Origin of the sequence: Aeromonas sp. QDB17, from assembly GCF_027705305.1 — a bacterium.
Classification (GTDB): domain Bacteria; phylum Pseudomonadota; class Gammaproteobacteria; order Enterobacterales; family Aeromonadaceae; genus Aeromonas; species Aeromonas caviae.
Genome location: NZ_JAPDBP010000013.1, coordinates 1 through 23,212 on the forward strand (window position 1 = coordinate 1; position 23,212 = coordinate 23,212).

The 23,212-nt window shown below is 63.8% G+C and carries 18 protein-coding genes and 2 tRNA genes; 16 read left to right on the forward strand and 4 right to left on the reverse strand.

The window, feature by feature from the left end; all coding sequences use genetic code 11:
• Nucleotides 1-336: 336 nt before the first annotated feature.
• The gene (gene dauA, locus OKC41_RS12125; protein WP_201894718.1) at nucleotides 337-2,073 is read right to left on the reverse strand and encodes a C4-dicarboxylic acid transporter DauA; all 1,737 of its coding nucleotides are present in this window, start codon (nucleotides 2,071-2,073) and stop codon (nucleotides 337-339) included.
• A gap of 467 nt (nucleotides 2,074-2,540) precedes the next feature.
• Here dauA and OKC41_RS12130 point away from each other — a divergent pair.
• The 16 genes from OKC41_RS12130 (at nucleotide 2,541) to OKC41_RS12205 (ending at nucleotide 20,501) form a co-directional block, all read left to right on the forward strand.
• Nucleotides 2,541-2,616: transfer RNA gene (locus OKC41_RS12130), tRNA-Asn, on the forward strand.
• A 2-nt stretch (nucleotides 2,617-2,618) separates the two neighbouring features.
• Nucleotides 2,619-2,694, forward strand: a tRNA-Asn gene (locus OKC41_RS12135).
• A gap of 236 nt (nucleotides 2,695-2,930) precedes the next feature.
• Nucleotides 2,931-4,643: a hypothetical protein gene (locus OKC41_RS12140; RefSeq protein ID WP_201894719.1), complete on the forward strand. Its 1,713-nt coding sequence runs from the start codon at nucleotides 2,931-2,933 to the stop codon at nucleotides 4,641-4,643.
• 358 nt (nucleotides 4,644-5,001) lie between these two features.
• A complete protein-coding gene (locus OKC41_RS12145; RefSeq protein ID WP_270672055.1) occupies nucleotides 5,002-6,438 on the forward strand; it encodes a circularly permuted type 2 ATP-grasp protein in 1,437 nt (478 codons plus the stop codon).
• Entirely contained in the window at nucleotides 6,432-7,358 is a 927-nt protein-coding gene (locus tag OKC41_RS12150; protein ID WP_010674396.1) for an alpha-E domain-containing protein, read from the forward strand. The genes OKC41_RS12145 and OKC41_RS12150 overlap by 7 nt, the downstream gene beginning before the upstream one ends.
• Nucleotides 7,355-8,155, forward strand: coding sequence for a transglutaminase family protein (locus OKC41_RS12155; protein WP_103259930.1), 801 nt, complete (start codon nucleotides 7,355-7,357; stop codon nucleotides 8,153-8,155). Before OKC41_RS12150 ends, OKC41_RS12155 begins: the two co-directional genes overlap by 4 nt.
• Before the next feature lie 31 nt (nucleotides 8,156-8,186).
• Nucleotides 8,187-8,888: a peptidase gene (locus tag OKC41_RS12160; RefSeq protein WP_010674394.1), complete on the forward strand. Its 702-nt coding sequence runs from the start codon at nucleotides 8,187-8,189 to the stop codon at nucleotides 8,886-8,888.
• Between the two features lie 82 nt (nucleotides 8,889-8,970).
• Nucleotides 8,971-9,456: a YqhA family protein gene (locus tag OKC41_RS12165; protein ID WP_010674393.1), complete on the forward strand. Its 486-nt coding sequence runs from the start codon at nucleotides 8,971-8,973 to the stop codon at nucleotides 9,454-9,456.
• A 118-nt stretch (nucleotides 9,457-9,574) separates the two neighbouring features.
• Nucleotides 9,575-10,024 carry a hypothetical protein gene (locus OKC41_RS12170; RefSeq protein ID WP_069652630.1) on the forward strand — a complete coding sequence of 150 codons (450 nt, stop codon included), beginning with the start codon at nucleotides 9,575-9,577 and terminating at the stop codon, nucleotides 10,022-10,024.
• A 4-nt stretch (nucleotides 10,025-10,028) separates the two neighbouring features.
• Nucleotides 10,029-12,989, forward strand: coding sequence for a hypothetical protein (locus OKC41_RS12175; RefSeq protein ID WP_270672056.1), 2,961 nt, complete (start codon nucleotides 10,029-10,031; stop codon nucleotides 12,987-12,989).
• A complete protein-coding gene (locus OKC41_RS12180; protein WP_201894722.1) occupies nucleotides 12,989-13,828 on the forward strand; it encodes an FTR1 family protein in 840 nt (279 codons plus the stop codon). Before OKC41_RS12175 ends, OKC41_RS12180 begins: the two co-directional genes overlap by 1 nt.
• A gap of 75 nt (nucleotides 13,829-13,903) precedes the next feature.
• Nucleotides 13,904-15,328, forward strand: coding sequence for an NAD(P)/FAD-dependent oxidoreductase (locus tag OKC41_RS12185; protein WP_270672057.1), 1,425 nt, complete (start codon nucleotides 13,904-13,906; stop codon nucleotides 15,326-15,328).
• 142 nt (nucleotides 15,329-15,470) lie between these two features.
• Complete coding sequence (locus tag OKC41_RS12190; RefSeq protein ID WP_270672058.1) at nucleotides 15,471-16,031, forward strand: hypothetical protein; 561 nt, start codon at nucleotides 15,471-15,473, stop codon at nucleotides 16,029-16,031.
• Nucleotides 16,032-16,231: 200 nt separating this feature from the next.
• Complete coding sequence (locus OKC41_RS12195; protein ID WP_270672064.1) at nucleotides 16,232-17,494, forward strand: hypothetical protein; 1,263 nt, start codon at nucleotides 16,232-16,234, stop codon at nucleotides 17,492-17,494.
• 69 nt (nucleotides 17,495-17,563) lie between these two features.
• Nucleotides 17,564-19,252: a hypothetical protein gene (locus tag OKC41_RS12200; protein WP_270672059.1), complete on the forward strand. Its 1,689-nt coding sequence runs from the start codon at nucleotides 17,564-17,566 to the stop codon at nucleotides 19,250-19,252.
• Between the two features lie 52 nt (nucleotides 19,253-19,304).
• A complete protein-coding gene (locus tag OKC41_RS12205) occupies nucleotides 19,305-20,501 on the forward strand; it encodes a Bcr/CflA family multidrug efflux MFS transporter (RefSeq protein WP_010674385.1) in 1,197 nt (398 codons plus the stop codon).
• Nucleotides 20,502-20,560: 59 nt separating this feature from the next.
• Here OKC41_RS12205 and OKC41_RS12210 read toward each other — a convergent pair whose 3' ends face one another.
• The 3 genes from OKC41_RS12210 to OKC41_RS12220 form a co-directional block, all read right to left on the reverse strand.
• Nucleotides 20,561-21,127 carry a pyridoxamine 5'-phosphate oxidase family protein gene (locus tag OKC41_RS12210; RefSeq protein ID WP_042863680.1) on the reverse strand — a complete coding sequence of 189 codons (567 nt, stop codon included), beginning with the start codon at nucleotides 21,125-21,127 and terminating at the stop codon, nucleotides 20,561-20,563.
• Between the two features lie 33 nt (nucleotides 21,128-21,160).
• Nucleotides 21,161-22,585 (reverse strand): sodium:proton antiporter NhaD, encoded by a 1,425-nt coding sequence (gene nhaD / locus OKC41_RS12215; protein ID WP_201894726.1) that lies wholly within the window; start codon nucleotides 22,583-22,585, stop codon nucleotides 21,161-21,163.
• Nucleotides 22,586-22,719: 134 nt separating this feature from the next.
• Nucleotides 22,720-23,193, reverse strand: coding sequence for a DUF4357 domain-containing protein (locus OKC41_RS12220; protein ID WP_010674381.1), 474 nt, complete (start codon nucleotides 23,191-23,193; stop codon nucleotides 22,720-22,722).
• Nucleotides 23,194-23,212: the final 19 nt, after the last annotated feature.

Below are 23,212 nucleotides of genomic sequence, written 5' to 3' on the forward strand. Positions count from 1 at the left end.
ACCCTCGATACGTTGCCGTATACACACTTTCCAGGCGTGCTCCTTCAGCCACTCGGACACCTCACCAAATTTTTACTTCTTTGAAGTGGCTTTCGGAGCACGTAAACGTGCATCTTGCCGACTTCGTCGGTGGGCAGCCACTCGGACACCGCACCCAATTTTGGTCTGTGCTTTAACGTGTTCAGCCAACACGAATTCGCTGCGCCGTTGCGCTGGAACGGGGCGTAATGTAAGGGATAGGCGCGAGGCGGTCAATGCAATTTTTTATCTTTTGCCACTGTTTGCTCAATAAGCGAACCAAGTGACTAAAAATATGCCATTTCCTATCCCTTTCCATCAATTTTCAATCGCTTCGTGCAAATGTTCTCCTCGAATCGCCTCTTCCAGTGAGCCGTAGAACTCCAGCTCTCCCGCCACCGGACGCACCTTGGCCCGCGCCAGGGTCTTGAGGGGCTGGAATTGCAATTCAGCCACCTTGAGACGGACCCCCGCCTTGGCCATGCGTTTTGCGAACTGCTGGAAGGCGGTGAGACCGCCAGCATCCAGGATGGAGACCGCCTCCATTTGCAGGATCAACTCCTTGTGGTCCTTCACCTGGGCAAGCAACTCGTCAAAGACCCGCTCGGCGGCGGCAAAGAACAGTGGCCCGTTGATCTTGTAGACAAGGGTCGAGGGGGACACCTCGCTGGCATAGCGTTTGTGATCCGCCAGGTTGTGCAGCCTGGTCATCTTGGCTATCTCGCGCATGAACAGCAAAGAGGCCAGGATCACCCCGAAGGTGATGGCGATGACCATATCGAAGATGACGGTCAGCGACAGGCAGACCAGCAGCACCAGTACATCGGATTTGGGCGCCCGGCGCACCAGATCCACCACCTTGTGGGCCTCGCTCATGTTCCAGGCCACCAGCAGCAACAGGGCGGCCATGGCAGAGAGCGGCAACCAGGAGAGCCAGGGAGCCAGCACCAGGATGGCCGCCAGCACCACCAGCGCATGGACAATACCGGAAATGGGCGAGGTGGCACCGGCCCGCACGTTGGCGGCGGAGCGCGCGATGGCGGCCGTCGCCGTGATGCCGCCGAAGAAGGGGGCCAGGATGTTGCCAAGCCCCTGCCCCACCAGCTCGCCGTTGGAGCTGTGCTTGCGACCCGTCATACCATCGAGCACCACGGCGCAGAGCAGGGATTCGATGGCCCCCAGCATGGCCATGGAGAAGGCGGCGGGCAGCAGCCGCTCGATGGCGGCGAGGTTCCACTCCACCGGTGCCCCGTCCGGCCCCGGCAGCGCCCAGGGCATCACCAGGGTCGGGGCGATGGGGGGAATGCCCATGCCCTGACTGCCGTCGGCCAAGGTATAGCTGAACTTGCTGCCAATGGTGGCGACGTCCACCCCGAACTGGTGCAGACCAAACCCGAGTCCCACTCCCACCAGCACGGCGGGCAGATGGCCGGGTACCGGCAGGCGCAATCTCGGCCAGAGCAGCAGCACCGCCAGCGTCGTCACCCCGACGAGGGTGTCCCCCCACTGCCAGCTGGGCAGGGCATGGGCCAGCGCCTGTACCTTGCCCAGATAGGTTTCCGGCATCTCCAGGACCTGCAGGCCGAAGAAATCCTTGATCTGCAGGGTGGCGATGACGATGGCGATACCACCGGTGAACCCCAGGGTCACCGAGGGGGGAATGTACTCGATGAGGCGCCCAAGACGCGCCATGCCCATGGCCACCAGGAAACAGCCCGAGATGAGGGTGGCCATCAACAGGCCACCCACGCCGAATTGCTGGGCCACCGGGTAGAGGATCACCACGAAGGCGGCAGTGGGGCCCGAAATGGAGAAGCGGGATCCCCCGGTCACGGCGATGACGATGCCGGCGATGATGGCGGTATAGAGCCCGTGCTGGGGCGGCACCCCACTGGCGATGGCCAGCGCCATGGCAAGGGGAATGGCGATGATGCCGACCGTGATGCCGGCGATGAGGTCGCGGCCAAAGCGCGCCACGCTGTAGGGTTCGTCAATGCAGGATTGGCGCAATGCGATGGCCAGCTTCACGCCTTGTAAGGAAGCTTGATTGTGCATGTCTAGGGTAATACCAGAAGAGGGAGACAAAGGCCGGGGTGAACCGGCACCCGATCATCATCAAGGGCCGGCAGAGCTGTCGACGCGGCGATGGTATCGAAGGCAACCATACCCGACCCGGCCAGATAATTCGATGGGCGGGATCAAGAAATGGCCATGAGCGCGCAATATTGTCGGTGACACCCCGAATATCAACGCCGTTTCCCGCCACGGCAGGTTTCCCCGGTCACGGTACTCTGCGGATGAACGACACCACGCCTCCTCCTGGCAGTATGCGGGAATCAGGATACCAAGCAGGCACAACCCGGCCGAAGGCGCGATCTCAAGCTCCTGATTGTGCTGAAAATAGTCCGCGCTGCCCAAGTTTTGGGCAAACGGGCCAAAAAGCCATTTTTTACGCCGACAGGCGGGTTGACACCCGGGAGATGGGCCATTAATATCCGCCCCGTCTCGACGATACAGGCAATTCCTCCTTAGTTCAGTCGGTAGAACGGCGGACTGTTAATCCGTATGTCACTGGTTCAAGTCCAGTAGGAGGAGCCAATTCCCTCGTAGTTCAGTCGGTAGAACGGCGGACTGTTAATCCGTATGTCACAGGTTCAAGTCCTGTCGAGGGAGCCACATTTTAAAGCCCAGCCTTTTGGCTGGGCTTTTTCATATCTGCTCTTCCGGGTCTGTCCACGGCCCCCTGCACGATGGAGCGCCAAACCGCCACCTGCTTGCTTTCCTGATTCCCCATGGCCTTCGATGACGGCCCTTACTCGTCCCTAGGCGCGTCACCAGGGTGTCACAGAGATCCCAAAGACTATGATTGATTCGAAAAGGACCATTTGGAACTATCCAGTCAAGGAGCCATCATGTCACACCCTGCTTCACTGGCCAGTCGCCTGCATGCCCTGGCACTCAACAACACCCTGTTCCCCGATCTCCATCAACTCGAGAAGGCAGAACGGACCCGGGCCATCTACCGGATTTTCCACACTGTCGCCAGCACGGCTGCTCTCGGGCAAGAGGATATCGTTGACGACCTGGCCCCCCTCCTCACCCTGATGGAGTCTCCCTGCCTGACCCGGCAAGGGGGGCTCTGCCCCTTGCTGGCCAGTCATTACAATCTCTATCTCGGCACGCTGCTGGAGCTGGGGGATCGGCACCATCCGGAGATCATCGGCCAGATTGAGGAGGCCCTGGCCCTACGCACTCACGGGCTCTATCTGGTCACCGAGCTCGGTTGTGGCAACAATGCCATGAGCATGGCAACCGAAGTCCGCTACGACAGTGCCACTGACGGTTTTATCCTCCATACCCCCCATCGGCATGCCGCCAAGTTCATGCCCTACATCGCCCTGGAAGGGCAACCCAAGAGCAGCGTGGTGATGGCCAGATTGTGGGTCGGTGAGCAAGACTGTGGCATTCATCCCTTTCTGGTGCCCTGCCGGGACACCCGTGGCGCACTGTGTCAGGGGGTCAGCGTCTCCAGCCCGGACGTGCTCGATCTCCCCTACTTCGACGTGGTGGATCACGCCATCATCACCTTCGAGCAGGTGGCGCTCCCCCGCTGGGCATGGCTCAGGGGTCATGAGCACGACATCAGTGCTGGGGGCGTCTTTCACTCTCGTCTTGCCAGCCAACGCGACATTTTCTTCAGCTCCCTGCGCCGTGTTGAGTGGGGAAAACTGGTGCTGACCGCCTCCCTGATCCCCGGCTTGAAACTGAGCCTCGCACTGGCCATTCACTACGCGCAGCATCGACCGCTGCACGCCCACAACGGGCGGGTCATACCGCTGGCGCACCATGCCCTGCACCGCCGGATACTGACTCGTGCCTATGTGACGGGGCTGGCCGCCATGGCGCTGTATGAAGGGATAAAACAGCGACATTTGCCGGATGGACGGCACTCCTCCCGCTTTCAGACCGACGCAGGCCTGGTCAAGGCCGTCGCCGTCGAACTGATGCGAACCTCCCTGCAACATTGCATGCAGCGGTGTGGTGCCCAGGGAAAATTCCTGCGAAATCGCATCGCCCCTACCCTGCAACTGTGCGATCTGGTCGGCACCGCCGAGGGAGACAGCATGCCCGTCCTGATGAAGGTGGCGAAGGATATTCTGGCCTGGCCTGATGAATCCCTGGATGACGGCACACCCCTGGGCCAACTGCTGCTGCGGATGCGCCGACAGATGAATCAGCAACTGGCCGACGCGACGGACAAACTGGCCGCCTGGCACGACCTCGGCTGCGAGGCGGCCCGCCTCGGCTGGCTTGCTGGCAACCTGGAAGCCTTGCGTCACCTGGGGAGCAGGGACGACATCCGCACGGCCTGCCGGGAGCAGCTCATGCTCGATTATGCTCCCCAGCTCCTGCATCACGGGCTGTGCAGCCCCGCCGAGATTGCCGCCCTGCCCGCACGGCAGGAAGCCACGCTGGATCATGTCTGGGAACATCACGCCGCCCGCGTGCCGGACGAGTTTGACGTTCGTGACCTCATGGCCGCGACGCCGCTGGGCAGCCCGGACCTGGCTTCGGCCTGGTTTGCCCTGGCCCCGTCCCTGCATGATCCCCATCCAGAAGGTTGAACGTTGGGGCCAGCAGGCCGCCCCTCCACTCCCGGTGCCTGAATCACCCCAAGCCCGGCCATCGGTCGGGTTCTTTCTTATCCCCCTGCCCCACCTCGGGGCAAGGGCGCTCGCCTTCCGCCCCCGCATCCCGATGCGCCCGTCCCTTGCCCTCATGGCCTGTTGCCACAAGATGGCGCAGGCTTACCCTCTATGGGGTACCACTCTGGTGCGCCCTGCCTTGCCCCTTGATGACATAAAAGTCATCCATATGATTTTTCAATAAAAAATTACTGACACTGGCCTCGATAGCGACTCAATTGGCTGGCACAGCCCTTGCACTTTGTGATGTACGCAGGGACGTCACAAGGAGTTGCCTATGCTGCCTATCAAGCCCCCCGGACCCGGTTGTTACGACGAGATGCTGCTCACCGACAACCAGTTTCGCGATCATTACCACGCCTACCTCTCGTGGCTGCACCAGACCGACGAGAAGAGCATAGAGCGCAAGCGTGAAGAGGCCGACCTGCTGTTTCGCCGGGTCGGCATCACCTTCAACGTCTACGGGGATGGGGACGGCGCCGAGCGCCTCATCCCGTTCGACAGCATTCCCCGCATCATTCCCGCCCGGGAGTGGCAACATCTGGACAAGGGGATCCGCCAGCGCGTCACCGCCCTCAATACCTTTCTGCACGACATCTATCACGATCAGCGCATCCTGAAGGCGGGGGTGATCCCGGCTGCCCAGATCCTCACCAATGCCCAGTACCAGCCCTGCATGCAGGGGGTCGACCTGCACCGGGACACCTATGTCCACATCACCGGGGTCGACATCATCCGCAACCACGACGGTGAGTACTATGTGCTGGAGGACAACCTGCGCACCCCCTCCGGGGTCTCCTACATGCTGGAGAACCGCAAGATGATGATGCGCCTCTTCCCGGAGCTGTTTCACAACCAGCCCATCGCCCCGGTGGAGCGCTACCCGGCCCTGTTGCTGCAGACCCTGCGCGAGAGCAGCCCGGTGGACAACCCCTGCGTGGTGGTGATGACCCCGGGACGCTTCAACAGCGCCTACTTCGAGCACAGCTTCCTCGCCCAGCAGATGGGGGTGGAGCTGGTGGAGAGCGCGGATCTGGTGGTCAAGGATGGTCAGGTGCTGATGCGCACCACCACGGGGCTGAAAAGGGTGGATGTCATCTATCGCCGCATCGACGACGACTTCCTCGATCCCCTCGCCTTCAACCCGGACTCCCTCATCGGCGTGCCCGGGCTGCTCTCGGTCTACCGCGCCGGCGGCGTGGTGCTGGCCAATGCCATCGGCACCGGGGTGGCGGATGACAAGTCCATCTACCCCTATGTGCCGGAGATGATTCGCTTCTATCTGGAGGAAGATCCCATTCTCAACAACGTGCCCACCTGGCAGTGCCGCGAGCCGGCTGCCCTCTCCCACGTGCTGGCCAATCTGGAGGAGCTGGTGGTCAAGGAGGTCCATGGCGCCGGCGGCTACGGCATGCTTATCGGCCCCTGCGCCAGCCGCGAGGAGCTGGCTCGTTTTCGCGAGCTGCTCAAGGCGCGGCCGGACAACTACATCGCCCAGCCGACCCTCTCCCTCTCCACCTGCCCGACCTTCGTCGACGCCGGCATTGCCCCTCGCCACATCGACCTGCGCCCCTTCGTTCTCACGGGGCAGGAGCTGCGCCTGGTACCGGGCGGCCTGACCCGGGTCGCCCTCACCGAAGGCTCCCTGGTGGTCAACTCCTCCCAGGGCGGTGGCACCAAGGACACCTGGGTCATGGAGGGCAGCCCATGCTGAGCCGCACCGCAAGCGAACTTTACTGGATGTCCCGCCACCTGGAGCGGGCGGAGAACACGGCACGCATGCTGGACGTCACCCAGACCATGTCGCTGATGCCCTCCATCGACGCCGATCACAGCGAGCTGGTGGCGCCTCTCACCATCAGCGGCACCCATGAGCCCTTCCTGGCCCGTTACGGCCAGGTGAACATGGAGAACCTGCTGCAATTTTTCTGCTTCGACGAGGAGAACCCGAGCAGCATCTTCAGCTGTCTGCGCATGGCCAGGGACAACGCCCACGCCGTGCGGGGCAAGATCCCCGGTGAGGTGTGGGAGAGCATCAACGCCGCCTGGATAGAGATCCGCCGGCGCCGCCAGGCGGGCCTCTCCAGCGGCCAGGCCCAGGAGTTCTTCGACTGGATCAAGGAACGCTCCCACCAGTTTCGCGGCGCCACCTATGGCACCATCATGCGCGGTGACGTGCTCTGGTTCCTGCGCCTTGGCACCTTCATCGAGCGGGCCGACAACACGGCGCGCATCCTGACCGTGAAGTATCAGGTGATCCGGGAGGACGAGGACAGCGTGCGCGAGTTCTACCGCTGGAACGCCCTGTTGCGGTCAGTGGGCGCTTACGAGGCCCACCAGACCCTCTACAAGACGCTCTCCCATGCCTCCATCGCCGAGCTGCTGATCCTGCGCAATGAAGTGCCGCGTTCCCTGCGGGCCTGTCTCGACGAAATGGAGCTGATCCTGGCCCAGATCGAGGGCAACGCCGGTCAGACGCCCCGGCGCCTGACCACCATACTCAACGCCCATCTGACCTATGGCGCCATCGACGATGTCTTTGCCCTCGGCATGCAGGAGTACCTGAGTGATTTTCTCAGCGATATCGGCGCCATCGGCCAGAGCATCCACGCCGCCTACCTGGAGGTATTATGAGACTCATCATCGATCACCAGACCCGCTACCACTATGCCGACGTGGTCCGCCGCAGCACCCAGTACCTGCGCCTGACTCCCCACAGCACGGCCCGCCAGCAGATCCTCTCCTGGGAGCTGGAGCTGCCGGGGGAGGCCACCTGCACCACGGACGGTTACGGCAACATACTGCACGTGCTGAGCCTGGAGTCCCCCCACGAGGGGATCCTGATCCGCGCCCACGGGGAAGTGGAGATCTGCGACGACGCCCCGGAAGATGAGGAGTCCTCCCTCATCTCTCCCCTGAGCTACCTGAGGCCCACCCCCCTCACCCGCCCGACCCCGGCCCTGCAGGATCTAGCGAAGGCCTGCCTGCCAGAGGCTCCGACCCTGGCCGACTTGCAGAGCCTGATGGCACGCATCCTGGTGCTGATGCCCTATCAGCCCGGCAGCACGGATGCCACCTTCAGCGCCGACGAGGCACTTGCTTCGGGCAGTGGCGTCTGTCAGGACCACACCCATGTCTTCCTGACCTGCTGCCGCCACGCCGGCCTGCCGGCCCGGTACGTGAGCGGTTACCTTTACAGCCAGGACAACAGCCACGTGGCGATGCACGCCTGGGCCGAGGTGTGGATCGAGGAGCGCTGGCACACGTTCGACGTCACCAACCTCACCAGCTCCACCAGCGAGCACCTCAAGCTCGCAGTCGGCATGGATTATCTGGATGCCTGTCCGGTGCGCGGCGTGCGCTATGGCGGCGGGTGCGAACAGTTGCAGAGCCAGGCGCAGGTGACCCGCCTGGATGGACAGCAGCAATGAAGACCGGGAGAGTCCTGGCGGGAGTGCGGTCATGACCTATTGCGTCGCCATGTGCTTGCAAGACGGCATGGTGTTTGCGTCCGATTCGCGCACCAATGCGGGGGTGGATCACATCGCCACCTTTCGCAAATTGCACCTCTTCACCCGGGAGGACAGGGTGATAGTGCTGCAAAGCGCGGGCAATCTGGCCACCACCCAGAGCGTCATCAGCCTGCTGACGGAGGGGCAGGAGCTCCTTGCCCTCCCCAGCCTCTACGAGGCTGCCGCCCTCATCGGCCAGACCATACGCACCGTCATCAGCCGGGATGGGGGTCAGCAGCAGGGCCATATCAACTTCGGCTGCAACATCCTGCTGGGGGGGCAGATCCGGGGGGAGCGCCACCGCCTGTTCCACATCTATCCGGAGGGCAACTTCATCGAGGCGAGCGCCGACACCCCCTACTTCCAGATTGGTGAGAGCAAGTACGGCAAACCCATCATCGATCGCATCATCCACCATGAGACGCCGCTTCAGACCGCATTGCAGTGCGCCCTCATCTCCATCGACTCGACCCTGCGCAGCAATCTGTCGGTGGGCTTGCCCCTGGATGCCCTGGTCTATCACGAGGGCAGCTTCTCGGCGACGAACCAGCACCGCATCACCGAACAGAACCCCCATTTCGTGGCGCTGCGAAAGGCATGGGGCGAGGGGTTGCAGCAGTTGTTCCAGGGCCTGCCCACTTTCCCCCTCTAGGCCGGGCGGGAGGCGCCAAGGCGCTTTCCCGCTCCTTTCTTTCCGGATATTCTGGCTGCCTTCCTTTTCGATGGAGTTTCCCATGCGCCGCTTCAACGTCATGCTCAACGGCAGCCGGTTGATGATGTTCCCCTTCTATGTCTGCATCCTTATCTGTGTCGCCCTCCTGATGGTGAAGTTCGCCATGCAGCTCTATGTGCTGTGCCGCGACATCATCGACATCCACTATCTGGATCTCATCACGGGGGTACTCACCCTGGTGGACTTCGTGCTGGTGGCCCAGATGCTGATCCTGGTGGCTATCTGCGGCTACGTGCAGTTCATCAAGACCCCGGAGCAGCGAGCGGCCCTCGGCGACAACTGGCTCAGCAAGATCAACTTCGCGTCCCTCAAGCTCATCGTCATCAACTCTCTGGTGACCATCGCCGGCATCGAGGTGCTCAAAGCCTTCCTTGACGACGGCACCGGCAACGAGATCGAGATGAAGTGGTCGGTCATCGTCTTCCTCGCCTTCTCCACCGCGGCACTTATCTATGCGGTGACCGAGCGGCTGGCGGAGCACAAATAGGGCCCGGCGCCATTCAGGGTCTATTCATCAAGAGCCGAATTGATAACTCTTTTCATTACCCTTACTGCATTGTAAACTTGCTCGCCCCGGGCTGAACCGCCCGGGAGCTGGAGCACCCATGACGAGTCTTTCCCTCTCACCACGACACTGCTGGCAGTGGCTGGCCTATCACCATCAGGCGGCCGAGGGTGCCCTTTATCTGATGTTTTTCTCCGGTCTGCTGCTGTGGGAACCCCTGACACCGACCTGGTCCCTGGCGCGCTGGAACCTGTTTTTGCACGTCGCCCTCTCGCTCACCCTGTTCCCCCTGCTGTTTGGCGCCTTCTGGCTTTCCCATCGCAGCCTGCTGCGCAAGAGCCGCAAGCCTTTTTTGCGCACCACCGGCCGCATCATCGAAGCCTTGCTGCTGGTCTGTCTGGCAAGCGGAGTGGTGCTGGTGCTGCACGGCACCCCGGGGGACAGCCTCGGCAACCTTGCCAGCTGGGCCCACTGGCTGAGCGCCCTCGCGTTGACGCCCCTGGTGCTGCGCCACGCCTGGCGCTGGACCATCTTGAAATGGCGCACCTGATCTTATGTTGAAGTTGTTGTTATCCCTGATGTTGGCCGCCCTGCTGCTGGGGACCGCCTCGGCCCGGGAGATGGGCGCCGCCATGATTGCCTATGACGAGGGGAGCGCCCCGCGCCTCGTCACCGCCAACCAGAGTGCCGGCTCCGTCACCCTGCTCGAGCGGGGCACTGGCAAGCGCCTCAACGAGGCACAACTGGGGGGCGATCTGCGCCAACTGGCCCGCGCCGATGACGGCACCCTGCTGGTCACCGATTACAGCGGCGATCGCCTGCTGCTCTTGGATGATGAACTCGAGCTGGAAAAGGCGATCCCCACCGGCCATAGACCCTATGGCGTCATCTTCGATCCCAAGCGGCGCTGGTTCTGGGTCACGCTGTTCGAGGGAGGGCGCCTTCAGGCTTATGACCGCACGGGCAACCTCCAGCTGGATGCAAAAACCGCCGAGACTCCCCGCGGGCTGGCACTGACCAACGACGATCGCCTGCTGCTCACCCACGCCATGACAGGCCAGCTCGCCATCTATGATCTCGCCAAACTTGAGAAGGGCGCTACCCTCCCCAAGCCCAAGCTCATCACCCTGGCGGAAACCCACAGCGACACCCCGAGCGACTCCCAGGGATTGCCGCGCCTGCTGGACGGCATCGCCCTCTCCCCCGATGGCAGCGAAGCCTGGCTGCCCCACGTGCTCTGGAGTTTCGACCACCCCTTCCAGTTTCAGAGCACCGTCTTCCCGGCGGTTTCCATCATCGATCTCGATGAAGAGAAGGAGCGGGTCGATGAAAGAAAACAGCTCTTCTTGCAGATCAACCTGCCCAGCGTCGGCAACCGCAGCCAGATCGTCTCCAACCCGTTCGCGGCGCGCTTCGCCGCCGATGGCAAGCGGGTCTACCTGACCCTGGCGGGTTCCGAAGACTTGCTGGTGTTCGACCTGTCGCGCAGCGGCAAGCAGAACAGCAACCGCCACCGCCGCAAGAAGTTTCAGGGGGGCGCCAAGGCGACCCAGCTCTTGCGTCACCTGCCGGGCCAGAATCCGCGCGATCTGCTGATCGATGGCGACCACATCCTGATCCACAACGTCATGGGGCAGGATCTCACCCGCCTCAATAGCGGCGGCAGCGGCCCGTTTGCCCGGGTCACCGTGGATGTGCCCCACTTCGCCAAACTGGTAGAGACCGATCCCCGCCCCGAGCCGCTCAAGCGCGGTGAGCGGTTGTTCAACCTCGGCAACACTGCCGCCAACAGCCGCTTTCCCATGGCGGGGGACAACTGGATGAGCTGCAACTCCTGCCATCTGGACGGGTTCAACTTCACCAACCGCTATCTGATGGCGGCCCATCGCCAGCAGAGCGGCGACAACGCCATCAACGGCCACGCCAACCTCGCCAACATGGTGGCGGGGGACTTTATCGGCGAATACCTGCGCATGACCCAGCAGACCCAGGGCGGCATGGGCCATGACACCCGCGATGGGGCCGAGCCGGTCGACCCCGCGAGGCCCCATCCCGAGGTGCAGGTGATGATGGAGGATCTGCACGCTTTCGTGACCAGTGATGGCAACCTCCCCTATCTGGCCAACTGGCTTAGGCTCGATGCCCCGCGCAGGGATCCTGCCAAGGCGCCGACCACTCACCCGAAGGAGTGGCTCAACTCCGCCTCCTGCCAGAACTGCCACCAACAGGCGTTCCTGGACTGGAGCGAGAGCAACCACCGGCTGATGGGCAACTCCCACCCCTACTACAAGGTGGTGCAGGCATTGGCCCGCGAAACCGAGGGCGAAGCCTTCGGCCAGTGGTGCCAGGGCTGTCACATGCCCCAGCAGGTGATGAACGGCCAGACTGATCTGCCCAAGGGCTCCCACATGTTCGAGCAGGGCGGAGCCTCGCTCATTGCCGCCCACAAGGCGGGCGAACCTGTGGTTGAGGAAGGGACTGGCTGTGTGCTCTGTCATCGCATCACCAAGCTCGAGGATGCCGGCGGCAACAGCGCCTTTACGGTCAATTTGAAAGACCGCGAGAGCTATGTGTTCGAAGATGCCCCGGGAGGCAGCCTCCAGCACTGGCTGGCCGAGCGGCAGATCAACGCCCGCCCCGCCATGCACAAGGCCTCCTACCAGAAGGATTTCTACCGGGACGCGGCCCTGTGCAAGTCGTGCCACAACGAGTTTGCCCCGGGCACCGGCGCCAATATCGTCAACACCTGGGATGAGTGGGAAAAATCCAGCTTCGCCAAAGCCGAAGATCCTGCCAAACGGCGCACCTGCATCGACTGCCACATGAACCCTACACCTGGCAACGGCGGCGCGCCGGTGGCGGGCCAGTCCACCGAAAACGGCACCGTGAAAGAACGGCTCTATCGCCACAACTTTACCGGCGCCCAGCATCAGCTGGTGGGGCTGAGAAGTGCAACCCTCGAGCAGGAGAGCCTGGCGCTCTTGCGCTCCAGCGCCACCCTCTCGGCCCGCATTGAAAACCAGAGTGGCCAACCCGCGCTGGTGGTGAGAGTCGCCAATACCGGCGCCGGCCACGCCCTGCCCACCGGGGTCGCCGATTTCCGTGAACTCTGGCTGGAGCTGACCGTCACCGACGCCAGCGGCAAGCTGGTGCTCCAAAGCGGCCAGCCGGTGAACGGCGCCGTCCCTGAGGATGCGCGGCTATTTAGAAAAGTGTTTGGCGATGCCGAAGGCAAGCCGGTGGGGCTCAAGTTCTGGCGCTACGCCAAGCTCCTTGAAGACACCCGCATCCCGGCCGATGGCTGGCGCGATGAAGCCTGGCCACTGCCGGCGGATGCCCAGGGGCCCTTCAAGGCCGATATCAGACTCAATTTCCGCACCTACCCCAAGTGGGTCAGTGATGCGGTGCGCGCCGCCGAGCCGAGCTTGCCGGAGCCACCCATAGTGCAACTCAATCGGCTGCAACTGACCCTGCAGCCCCTCCCCGTCACGCCCGATACGGAGCCTCAATCCTGATGTTCGCAAGTTTTCTCATTACCCTGCGCGAAGGGCTGGAAGCCTTCCTGCTGGTCGGCATCTGCCTCTCCTACCTCGCCAAGCTGGGGGCGAGCCGCTACAACAAGTTCATCTATCTGGGGGTGGGCCTCGGTCTTGTCGCCTCCCTTGTCATCACCTTCCTGTTCCAGGTGGTGGTGAGCCAGTTCGAGAGCGAGCGCTACAACCATTTGCTGATGGCGGGGATCCTGATGTTCGCCACCCTGGTGCTCACCTATATGGCTATCTGGATGCAAAAACAGGCCAAATCCCAGGTGGGGGCCATGACGGCGCGCATCGATGCCGCCATCGACGGTGGCAACCTGTTTGGTCTGGTGCTGCTCGCCTTTCTGGCGGTGATGCGCGAAGGCTTTGAAACCGTGCTCTTCTTCTCGGCCCTGGTCTACTCCGGGCAAGGGGTGGATCTGCACCAGGGGCTGATGGGGGCGCTGGCGGGGCTGCTGGTCTCTGTGGTGCTGGTGTGGGGGCTGCTGCGCTCCACCCGCAAGGTGGCGCTGGCCCCCTTCTTCCGCTGGACCGGCCTGCTCATCATCATCATCGCCGCAGGCTTGCTCTCGTCCGCCGTCAACATGTTGCAGGCAGCGGACGTCATCACCTTCTGGACAACGCCCGTCTTCAACATCAGCCACATCCTCGACGATCAGGGGGTATTCGGCACCTTCCTGCGCGCCCTGTTTGGCTACAACGCCTCACCGGCCGGCCTGCAATTGCTGACCTGGGCCTGCTACCTCATGATCTTTGTCACCCTCTGGCATCGCAACTATCGCCCCCAGGGGAGCGCCGCCCCGACCAGGGGCTGAGCCCGGGGATCACACTCTGTTCGGGAGCCGCGCACAGGCGGGCTCCCCCAGCTATCACGCCGTTTCGGAACACTCATGAACGACAACAACAAGAAGCACATTGCGGTGCTGGGCGCCGGCCCTGCCGGTCTGATGGCCGCCTGGCGCCTGCGCCAGGCCGGTTTTGCGGTCACCCTGTTCGAGCAGGAGCCGGTCGTCGGCGGCATGTGCGCCACCCAGACCTTCAAGGGGCGCGACGGCGAGTATCGCTTCGACTACGGTGGCCACCGCTTCATCACCAAGAACCCCGAGCTGCTCGCCTTTATCGACGAGCTGATGGGGGACGACCTGCTCCACGCCGAGCGAAAGAGCGTCATCCGCTTTGGCGGGCGTACCTATGACTACCCCTTGAACCTGCTCAACCTGCTCAAGACGGCGCCGCTGGCCCTCATGGCCGGTGCGGTGAAGGATCTGCTGCTGTTGCCCTTTGCCAAGAAGCCCACCGATTTTGCCAAGGCGAGCTTTGCCGAGTGGATCCAGAGCCACTTCGGTCGCACCCTCTACCGCCAGTTCTTCGAGGGCTACACCGGCAAGTTGTGGGGCATCAACCCGGACCAGCTCTCCGCCGACTGGGCCGGCCAGCGCATCAGCCTGATCGATCTCAAAGACGTGGCGCGCCGCCTGCTGCCAAGGCGCAACGGCAGCATGTCGGTGCGCACCTATGCCCGCAAATACCGCTATCCCAAGTACGGCTTCGGCCAGATTTTCACCACCCTGGGGGAGCGGTTGGTGGCCGAAGGGGTTGAGCTGAAAACCGGCGCCACCATCACCCGCCTTGAGCAGACCGATGGCCGCATCGAACGGGTTTATTGGAAACAAGATCACGTTGAACAGAGCGAGCGCTTTGATCAGGTGATCTCCACCCTGCCGCTGCCGCTCACCTGCCAGCATCTGGGCTTGCCGTGCGATCTGCACTACCGGTCGCTTCGCTTCGTCAATATGCCCCTCAAACAGGAGAACCTGTCGGACAATACCTGGCAGTACCTCTCCGACCCCCATATTCTGGCGACCCGTCTGCAGGAGCCCCGCCGCCGCAGCCCCTTTATGGCGCCCCAAGGCCAGACCTCGGTGATGCTGGAGATCCCCTGCAATCCGGGCGATGCCACCTGGCAGGCACCGCTCTCTGATCTGCGCGGCCGGGTCACCGCCGATCTCGACAGCCTCGGCGTCGATACCCAGAAGCTCGGCGATGAGACATTCGAAGCGCGCAGTGAATACGCCTATCCGCTGATGGATCTGGGTTATCAGGCCCGCCGCAACGAAGCCATCAAGGCGCTGATGCCGATAGGCAACCTCATCATGACCGGCCGTCAGGGGACATTCCGCTACATCTTCACCGACACCGCCATGGAGATGGGGATGATGGCCGCAGACATGGTGATCGACGGGGTGGACAGACGTCACGCCATCTTCAATCATCGCAACGAAAATACCGTCATTGAAACCCAGAGCGTGGCGTGAGCACGATGACTGGTGTTCAACAGGCAGACAGACGCCGCAACACCTTCAATCATCGCAACGAAAATACCGTGATCGAGACCCAGAGCGTGGCCTGAGTGCCGCGCCATGGGCATAACCTCTTGGCATAAGTAAGGAGAACAGGATGACCATCCGCCCGGGTTTACTTGCCCTCACCCTGCTGCTGACCCTGAGCGGTCAGGCGCAGGCTTACTCCTACGCCGCCGCCGGCAAGGAGCCGCTGATCGATGCCCGCGAGGCACTGCTCGGTGCCGCCACCGACGGCAAGGATGCCAGCGCCACCTTGAACGACATCGCCGAGGAGCTGACCTATCTGGAAGAGCACCACAAGGTCGAGCTGCAGGCACCGCTGGCCGCCGCCATCAAGGCCAAAGACGCTGCAACCACCGCCGCCCTGCTCAACCGGGCCTACAAAGCGGAGATCGAGCGCCGCCTCGAGGGGGCCAGCCAGAACCTTGGCGACTACCAGACCGCCAAGGTGCTGGTGGTCAAGAGCAAGCGCTTCCTCGATTTGATCCTCCCCTCCCTCGACGAAGGGGATCGCAAGGCCGCCGAACAGGCGCTGGCCAAGGTACTGGACGCCATCGGCAACCCGGGAGTGTTCGGGGTGGGTGCCAAACCTGCCGATGCCGCTGCCTTCACCGAGGCCGAAAAAGCGCTGATGGCCGTGCTGGCGTCGCTTTGATGGCCACCAGCCCATCATTGCGCCAATTCGTTGTGACAAACGGTGGGTTTCGCTGCACTCTCCCCACCCTACGCACGGCCTGCCGATAGATGCACCCGGACGCCGGTTTGCCCCCTTCTCCCCTTGCGGGAGAAGGGCTGGGGATGAGGGGGAAGGCAACGTATCGGCGTTGGGCTTCCACCAGCTCAATCACCATGTGGCTGCTTGCCCTGCTGCAACTGGCCTGGCTTGGCTGGCTGCTGACCTTCCCCGTTGCGCTCGATTCCGACGATGCCCTGAACTTCGCCCACGGGGTGGTGCGCTTCAGCGTGCTGGAGTTCTCCCCCCACTTTCCGGGCTACCCCGCCTTTATCTGGCTGGCGCGGCTGATCAATCTGGCGGTGGACGAGCCGGCCCGCGCGGTGCAGTGGGCAAGCCTCTTGGGTAGCAGTTTGCTGGCACCGCTCGCCGCCTCCCTCGCGGTCAGGCTGTGGCAGCGGCCAAGCTTGCTGGCGCCGGTCTGGCTGCTGGTGTTGGCCCTGCCGCTCACCCCCACCCTGGCGCTCTCCGGCCTCTCGGACGGGCCGGCGCTGGCCGCCTGGCTGGGCGCGCTCCTGGCTTTGCAACAGCGAAAGATAGCGCTGGCGGGTCTGCTGCTGGGCCTCATGCTGGCGCTGCGTCCCTCCTACTTCGTGTTGGCCCTGTTGCCCCTTTGGCTGGGGATGGCGCAGCAGGGCGCGCGCGTCAGATTTGTGCTCCCCATCGCGCTGGTGGGGCTAGCCTGCCTGCTGTTTGTCTGGCAGGCCGATGGCTGGGCCTATTTCAGCGAGGGGCGGCGCTTTACCGACGGTCACTTTACCCTGTGGGGCAATACGGCGGCGGCCCACGGGGATCGGCTGCTGAGCTGGGCGAATACCTTCAACGAGCAGCTCACCCCGCTCTGGCCCCTCTTGATGGGAGCCTTGCTGATACTGCCACTCTGGCAACGGTCAAAAGATCACAATGCGACCCCCTCCGTGCTCTGGACCCTCTACTGGCTCGTTCTGCTGCTCTGGACCCTGGTTGGCCAGAATCCGGACAATCCCCGCCATCTGGCCCCCATCACCCTGCTTGGCCTGGCGCTGCTGGCAGACTGGCTGCCGCGCCGGGGCGAGCTGCCAGCCATGCTGGGAGCCCTGTTGCTGCTGCTCTGCACCCTCACCCCGCCGGCGGCGCCAGCCATGACCCGGGCCGCCAAGGTGGCCGAGCAGGCGTGCCCGGCGCTGGTGACCCAGTGGGGGGTGAGGCTGCTTAGGGAAACCACAACCCTGCCCGTCACCGACGGCTGGTACCGGGGGGATGCCGCCCTTGCGCTCACCCAGGGGGCCTGCCGCCTCAGCCGCCGCCCCCTGGGGGCAGAGGCGCTACCAGGGCCTTATGACACCCTCTGGTTTGCCCCCCGCTTTCACGCCGAACCCGGCCTCTGGCTCGCCCTGCCCCGCTGAACCGGGCGCTTGCGAGGGCATCGCACGACTCGTCTACACTCACAGCCGGGTCTGTCAGGAACCAGTGCAATGGAAAGAAACACGAGCGGAACCGGGGAGGGGATACGGGTCGCGCTGGCCCTGTTGCTGGCCTGCGCCCTGCTGATGCTGCCGCTCTGGTGGCAGGGGGGCAGCCAGGGACACGATCTGTTTCATCACCTGCTCTCCGGCCACTACTTTGCCCGCCAGCTCTGGCAGGGGGAACTCTATCCCCGCTGGCTGATGGCCATGAACGGCGGCTTCGGCAGCCCCACCTTCTTCTTCTATCCCCCGCTCCCCTACTACGTCAGCGCCCTCTTTGCCGGGCCCGGTGCCCACCCCCAGCAAGCCATCTACCCTTTGCTTGGCAGCGCCACCCTGGCCCTGCTGCTCTCCGGGGTGTTTGCCTATCTGTGGCTGCGTGCCACCACGCCCCCTGGCCGGGCCCTGGCCGCCAGCCTGCTCTATCTGGCGCTGCCCTATCATGTCGCCATGGATCTCTATGCCCGCTTCGCCCTGGCGGAGTTCTGGGCCTTCGCCTGGGCTCCCCTTATCCTGCTGGGGCAGGATCTCGCCCACCGCGGACGACCTCAGGGGTTGCCCCTGCTGATCCTGGGGCTGGCGCTGCTGGCCTTCTCCCACCTCCCCAGCCTCTTGCTCATGATGGGGCTGGTCACCTTGCGCGCCTTCTGGTTCGCCAGACGCACCCGCACTCTGACGCCCTGCTGGCAAGCCCTCGGCGCCCAGGGGGTGGGGCTTTGCATGGCAGCCGCCCTGCTGCTGCCCGCCCTGGCGGATCAGGGGGCCATCTCCATGGAGCTGATGCGCGGCGGCATGTTCGACTACAGGCGCAACTTTCTCGACCGCCTGCCCAGCGCCTGGGAGGACTGGCGTTTTCGCGGTCACCTGGCGTGGCAAAGCATGCTGACCCTGGCCCTGCTGCTCATCGCCTGGGCCGCCGCCCGGGAGCCGCGCCACCCCGAGCTGCTGTGCTGGGGGGCGATCGGCGTCGTCGCCTTCCTGATGATGCTGCCCCCGAGCCAGCCTCTCTGGAGCCTGCTCACCCCCTTGCAGCGGGTGCAGTTTCCCTGGCGGCTCAACCTGGTGCTCGCCCTTGCCACGGTCGCCGTGGTGGCGCTCGGCACCCAGCCCCATCGTCTCTGGCAGGGGCTCTGGTGGGGAGTATTTCTGCTGACCCTCCTCTCCACCCTGGCCTATGTGCGTCATGCCCCCCTGACCCAGGCCCCCGAACGGGAGGCCATGGCATTCGAGTTCGACAGCAAGCGCAGTGCCCGGGAATACAGGCCAAGGCAGGTGCCGGGGGGCATGTTCGCCCCGACCCTGCTCGCCTGGAAGGAGGAGTTCCAGCCGCCCGTCAGCGCCGAACCGCCAGGCGCGAGCTGGACCCTGACCCGCTGGCAACCCCGCGCCCTGGCGCTGGAGATCAAGGCCCGGGTGCCGACCCGGCTGGTCCTGCACCAATACCATTACCCCGGCTGGGAGGCCCGCCTCGACGGGCACCTGGCGCTGACGGTGAGCGCCAATCGCCAGGGGTTGATGCAACTCTGGGTTCCGGCGGGCCACCACAGCCTCACCCTGACCCTGGCGGCACGCTGGCCGGAGCGCACCGGCAATGCCCTCTCCCTGCTCGGATGGCTTGCCTGGCTCTGGCTGCTCTGGCGCCACACCAGACAAAAGGGCATCGGGCAGGATGCACCTGATCGCGCCCGCCAAAACTGATAGACTCAACACCTGCCTCTTAACCCGGCCCAGCCCACGACTCGGATACCCTATGCCCCAAGCCAGCTCCCTCTCCCCCCGTTTCCTCTTCATCCTGCTCGGTGCCCTGGCGGGCCTGACTCCCCTCGCGGTGGACATGTATCTGCCCGCCATTCCCGCCATCGCCCGGGATCTGGCTACCAGCATCGACGGCGCCCAGCTCACCATCAGCGCCTTCCTGGGGGGCTTTGCCATCGGTCAGCTCTTTTACGGGCCGCTCGCCGACAGCTTCGGCAGAAAGCCGGTGATCCTGGCGGGCCTGACGATGTTTGCCGTGGCCTCCGTGGGCTGCGCCATGGCGGACTCCCTGCCTGAGCTCCTCGCCTGGCGCATGTTGCAGGCCGCAGGGGGCGCCGCGGGTTCCGTGGTGGTCAACGCCCTGCTGCGCGACCTGTTCGAGAAGGATGCGTTTTCCCGCGCCATGTCCTTCGTCATCCTGGTGATGACCCTCGCCCCCCTGGTGGCCCCCGTGGTGGGGGGGTATATCAGCGCTCACAGCGACTGGCGGGTCATCTTCTGGCTGCTGGTGGCCATCAGCCTGCTCATCTGCCTGGTGATGCAGTGGAAGATTGAGGAGACCCTCAAACCCGAGCACAAGCAGCCCCTGCGACTCGGGCAGGTGCTTCGCAACTACTGGGGTGTGCTCTCCCACCGTGGTGCCATGGGCTATGTGCTGTGCGGCGCCCTGTCGAGCTCCGGCATGTTCGCCTTCCTGAGCGCCTCCCCCTATGTCTACATCGAGTATTTCAAGGTGCCGACCGAGCACTACGGCTGGCTCTTTGGCCTCAATATCCTGCTGATGATGGTGGTCACCTTCGCCAACAGCCGGCTGGTGAAAGGGGTGGGTGCCGAGCGCATGCTGCGATACGGCCTGACCGTGCTGCCGCTCGCCGGGGCCCTGCTCATCTACAACGCCTGGAGCCAGACCGGGGGCCTGTGGGGCATCGTCATCCCGGTCGTGCTCTTCGTCGGCCACATCAGCCTGGTGGGGGCCAACGCCATGACCGGCCTGATGGGCCACTTCCCTCAGTCCGCAGGCACCGCCTCGGCGCTGGCGGGTACCCTGCGCTTTGGCCTTGGGGCCCTGGTGGGGGTGCTGGTCAACCTCAATCCCCCCGAATCGCCGCTCCCCATGGCCATCGCCATCGCCGGCTGCGGCCTGGGGTCGGCCCTCAGTTACTGGCTGCTGAGCGGCAAGCGCGTCCCCTGATGCCCTGCAATGAAAAAGCCCTGTCCATGGACAGGGCTTTTTGCATCGGGGCGCAGGCCTCAGTCATCGGCCTGCAACCCGCTGCGCGCCAGGATCTCGCTCTCCAGCCCATCCAGGCTTAGCTGGTTCTTCTTGCGCCAGTAGGCCTCAATCCCCTCCTGCCCCTGGCGTGCCGACCAGTTGGCGAGATCCTCCCTGTCTCCCTGATAGTCAAACAGGGGCACCGACATGCCGCACGACGTCTGGACCCGTTCAATGTCCAGCAGGAAGATCTGGCGAGCCGCGACGCTTGGGGGGAACAGCGCCAGCAACGACGGCCACTGCGGATCAGTGCGGTGCAGCACCCGTGCCTGGCCATAGGCCCGCAGAATAAGCGGCGCCCCCTCGAAGGCGCAGAACATCACCGTCATGCGCGGCTGTTGCAGCACCTGGGCCGCGGACTCGTTGCCGCTGCCGGTCAGGTTGAGCCAGGCCAGGGTGTGGGCATCGAGGACGCGCAGCGAATCCCCGCCCTTGGGTGAGAGATTGACCGATCCCTTCGCGGCCGCCGTGCCGACAAAGAAGATCTTCTGCCCCTCGATAAAGGTGACATGGCGCGGCGAAAGCGCCTCGAACAGTTGTCCCATCCTGCCTCTCCCTGGTGCCTGGAACCGGATTCCCTAAAACAGGGCGCTGTTGAGCCACAGGTGCGCCCCTATGCCGACCATATAGCCAAGCAAAATGGCAGGCAACCACTTGAGGTGCCCGACGAAGGTATACATGCCCCTGGCCTGTCCCATCAGGGCCACCCCGGCGGCGGAGCCGACCGAGAGCAGACTGCCCCCCACCCCGGTGGTCAATGTCACCAGCAGCCACTGCCCCGTGCTCATCTGCGGCTCCATGGAGAGCACGGCGAACATCACCGGAATGTTGTCGATCAGGGCGGAGAGCAGGCCGATGGCGACGTTGGCCAGGGTCGGATCGCCGCCGTCGTAGAGGAAATGGGAGGCAAGTGCCAGATACCCCATAAACCCGAGGCCGCCGACGCACATCACCACCCCGTAGAAGAAGAGCAGGGTGTCCCACTCCGCCTTGGCAATCTTGTTGAACACATCGAACGGCACCACCGAGCCCAGACGCAGCAGCCTGGTCTCGTCCCCGGTGCGCTCATACAGCGCCCGTGCCCGGGCCAGGGTGACGGGCTGGGTCTTTCGCAGATAGAAACTGAAAAATTGCAGGTAGCCCAGCCCCATCATCATGCCGAGCACGGGGGGCAACCCCAGGAAGTGATGGCAGGCGACGGCGGTCACTATGGTGAGCACAAAGAGCAGCACGATGACAACGGCGCCGCGCCTTGGCACCACCATCTCGCCCGGCATGGCGGGCACCAGACGGGGCACCATCAGGCTCATCAGGGTGGCCGGCACCAGGAAGTTGAGCAGGGCGGGGATGAAGAGCAGCAAGAACTGCTGGAACGGCACCTTGCCCGCCTGCCACACCATCAGGGTGGTGATGTCGCCAAAGGGGCTGAAGGCGCCGCCCGCATTGGCCGCCACGACGATGTTGATGCAGGCCAGGTTGATGAAACGGCGCTCCCCGTTGGCCACGTTGAGCACCACTGAACACATCAGCAGCGCCGTGGTGAGGTTGTCCACCACGGGGGAGATGAAAAAGGCGAGAAAACCGGTGAGCCAGAAGAGCGTGCGCAGGCTGAAGCCCGCCTGCACCAGTCGTACCCGCAGCACGGCGAACAGCAGCCTGTCCTCCATGGCGCTTACATAGGTCATGGCCACCAGCAAGAAGAGCATCAGCTCGGCATACTCCAGCAGGTTGTGGCGAAAACCGGCCTGAACCAGCTCGCTGTGCCCCTGCCCCGTATAGACCAGGCCGATGGCTATCCAGATGATGCCGGCGGCCACCAGCACCGGCTTGGATTTTCGCAGCTTCAGGTACTCTTCGGCCATCACCAGGGCATAAGCCAGGGCGAAGATGGCGAGGGCAAAGAGCCCGACCCCGCTGTGGGTCAGATCGAGGGGGCCGTTGCCCGCAGCGGCGGGGGCACTGAGCAGGGCCGCCCCGGGCACGAGGCGAAGGAGTCCAGACATGGCGGCATCTCCTGGCAGGCGTCTGGCATTGAGGCTAGCAGCGCAAAGGGAAGCCGCCTCTTTGTCATCCTGATGAGCGGCCCGCCGCGGGCACTCAGGCAAACATGAGCGAGGCCCGTTGCCGGGCCCCGTCATCAGGAGGTCTTCTTGCCAAAACCCGATTGCTTGAGGGTGTAGCCTGCGCTGTTTTGCCAGGCATCCAGCCCGCTTCGGTTGTTGCCCGCCACCAGGCTCGCGGCCAGGCTCGGGCTGTTGAAGAGCTGATCAGCGGTAAAGATGAAGCCCCCTTCGGGGTGGGGAACGAGCACCCCCTTGCCCAGCAGCTCCTGGCGCAGCTCGATCACCGCCTCGCGCAGGGAGGCCGCATCCTCGCCGTTGGCGGTGGAGCCCGCCTGGACCATGAAACCGGGGTTCTGCCGCTTGCCCACCGGATAACCATGGGCCTCTGCCCCCTTGCCGTTGAAGTGGTAGAGCTCTCGCTCCCCCGGCTTGTTGTCGGAGAGGGCCTTTTGCAGGGTCATCAGCTCGTTGTAGATATCGATGGGGACCACGGCAGCCTGCTTGACGCCCTTGCTGTCGACGATAAAACTGACTTGCTTGTGTAACATCCTTGCTCATCCTGTGACC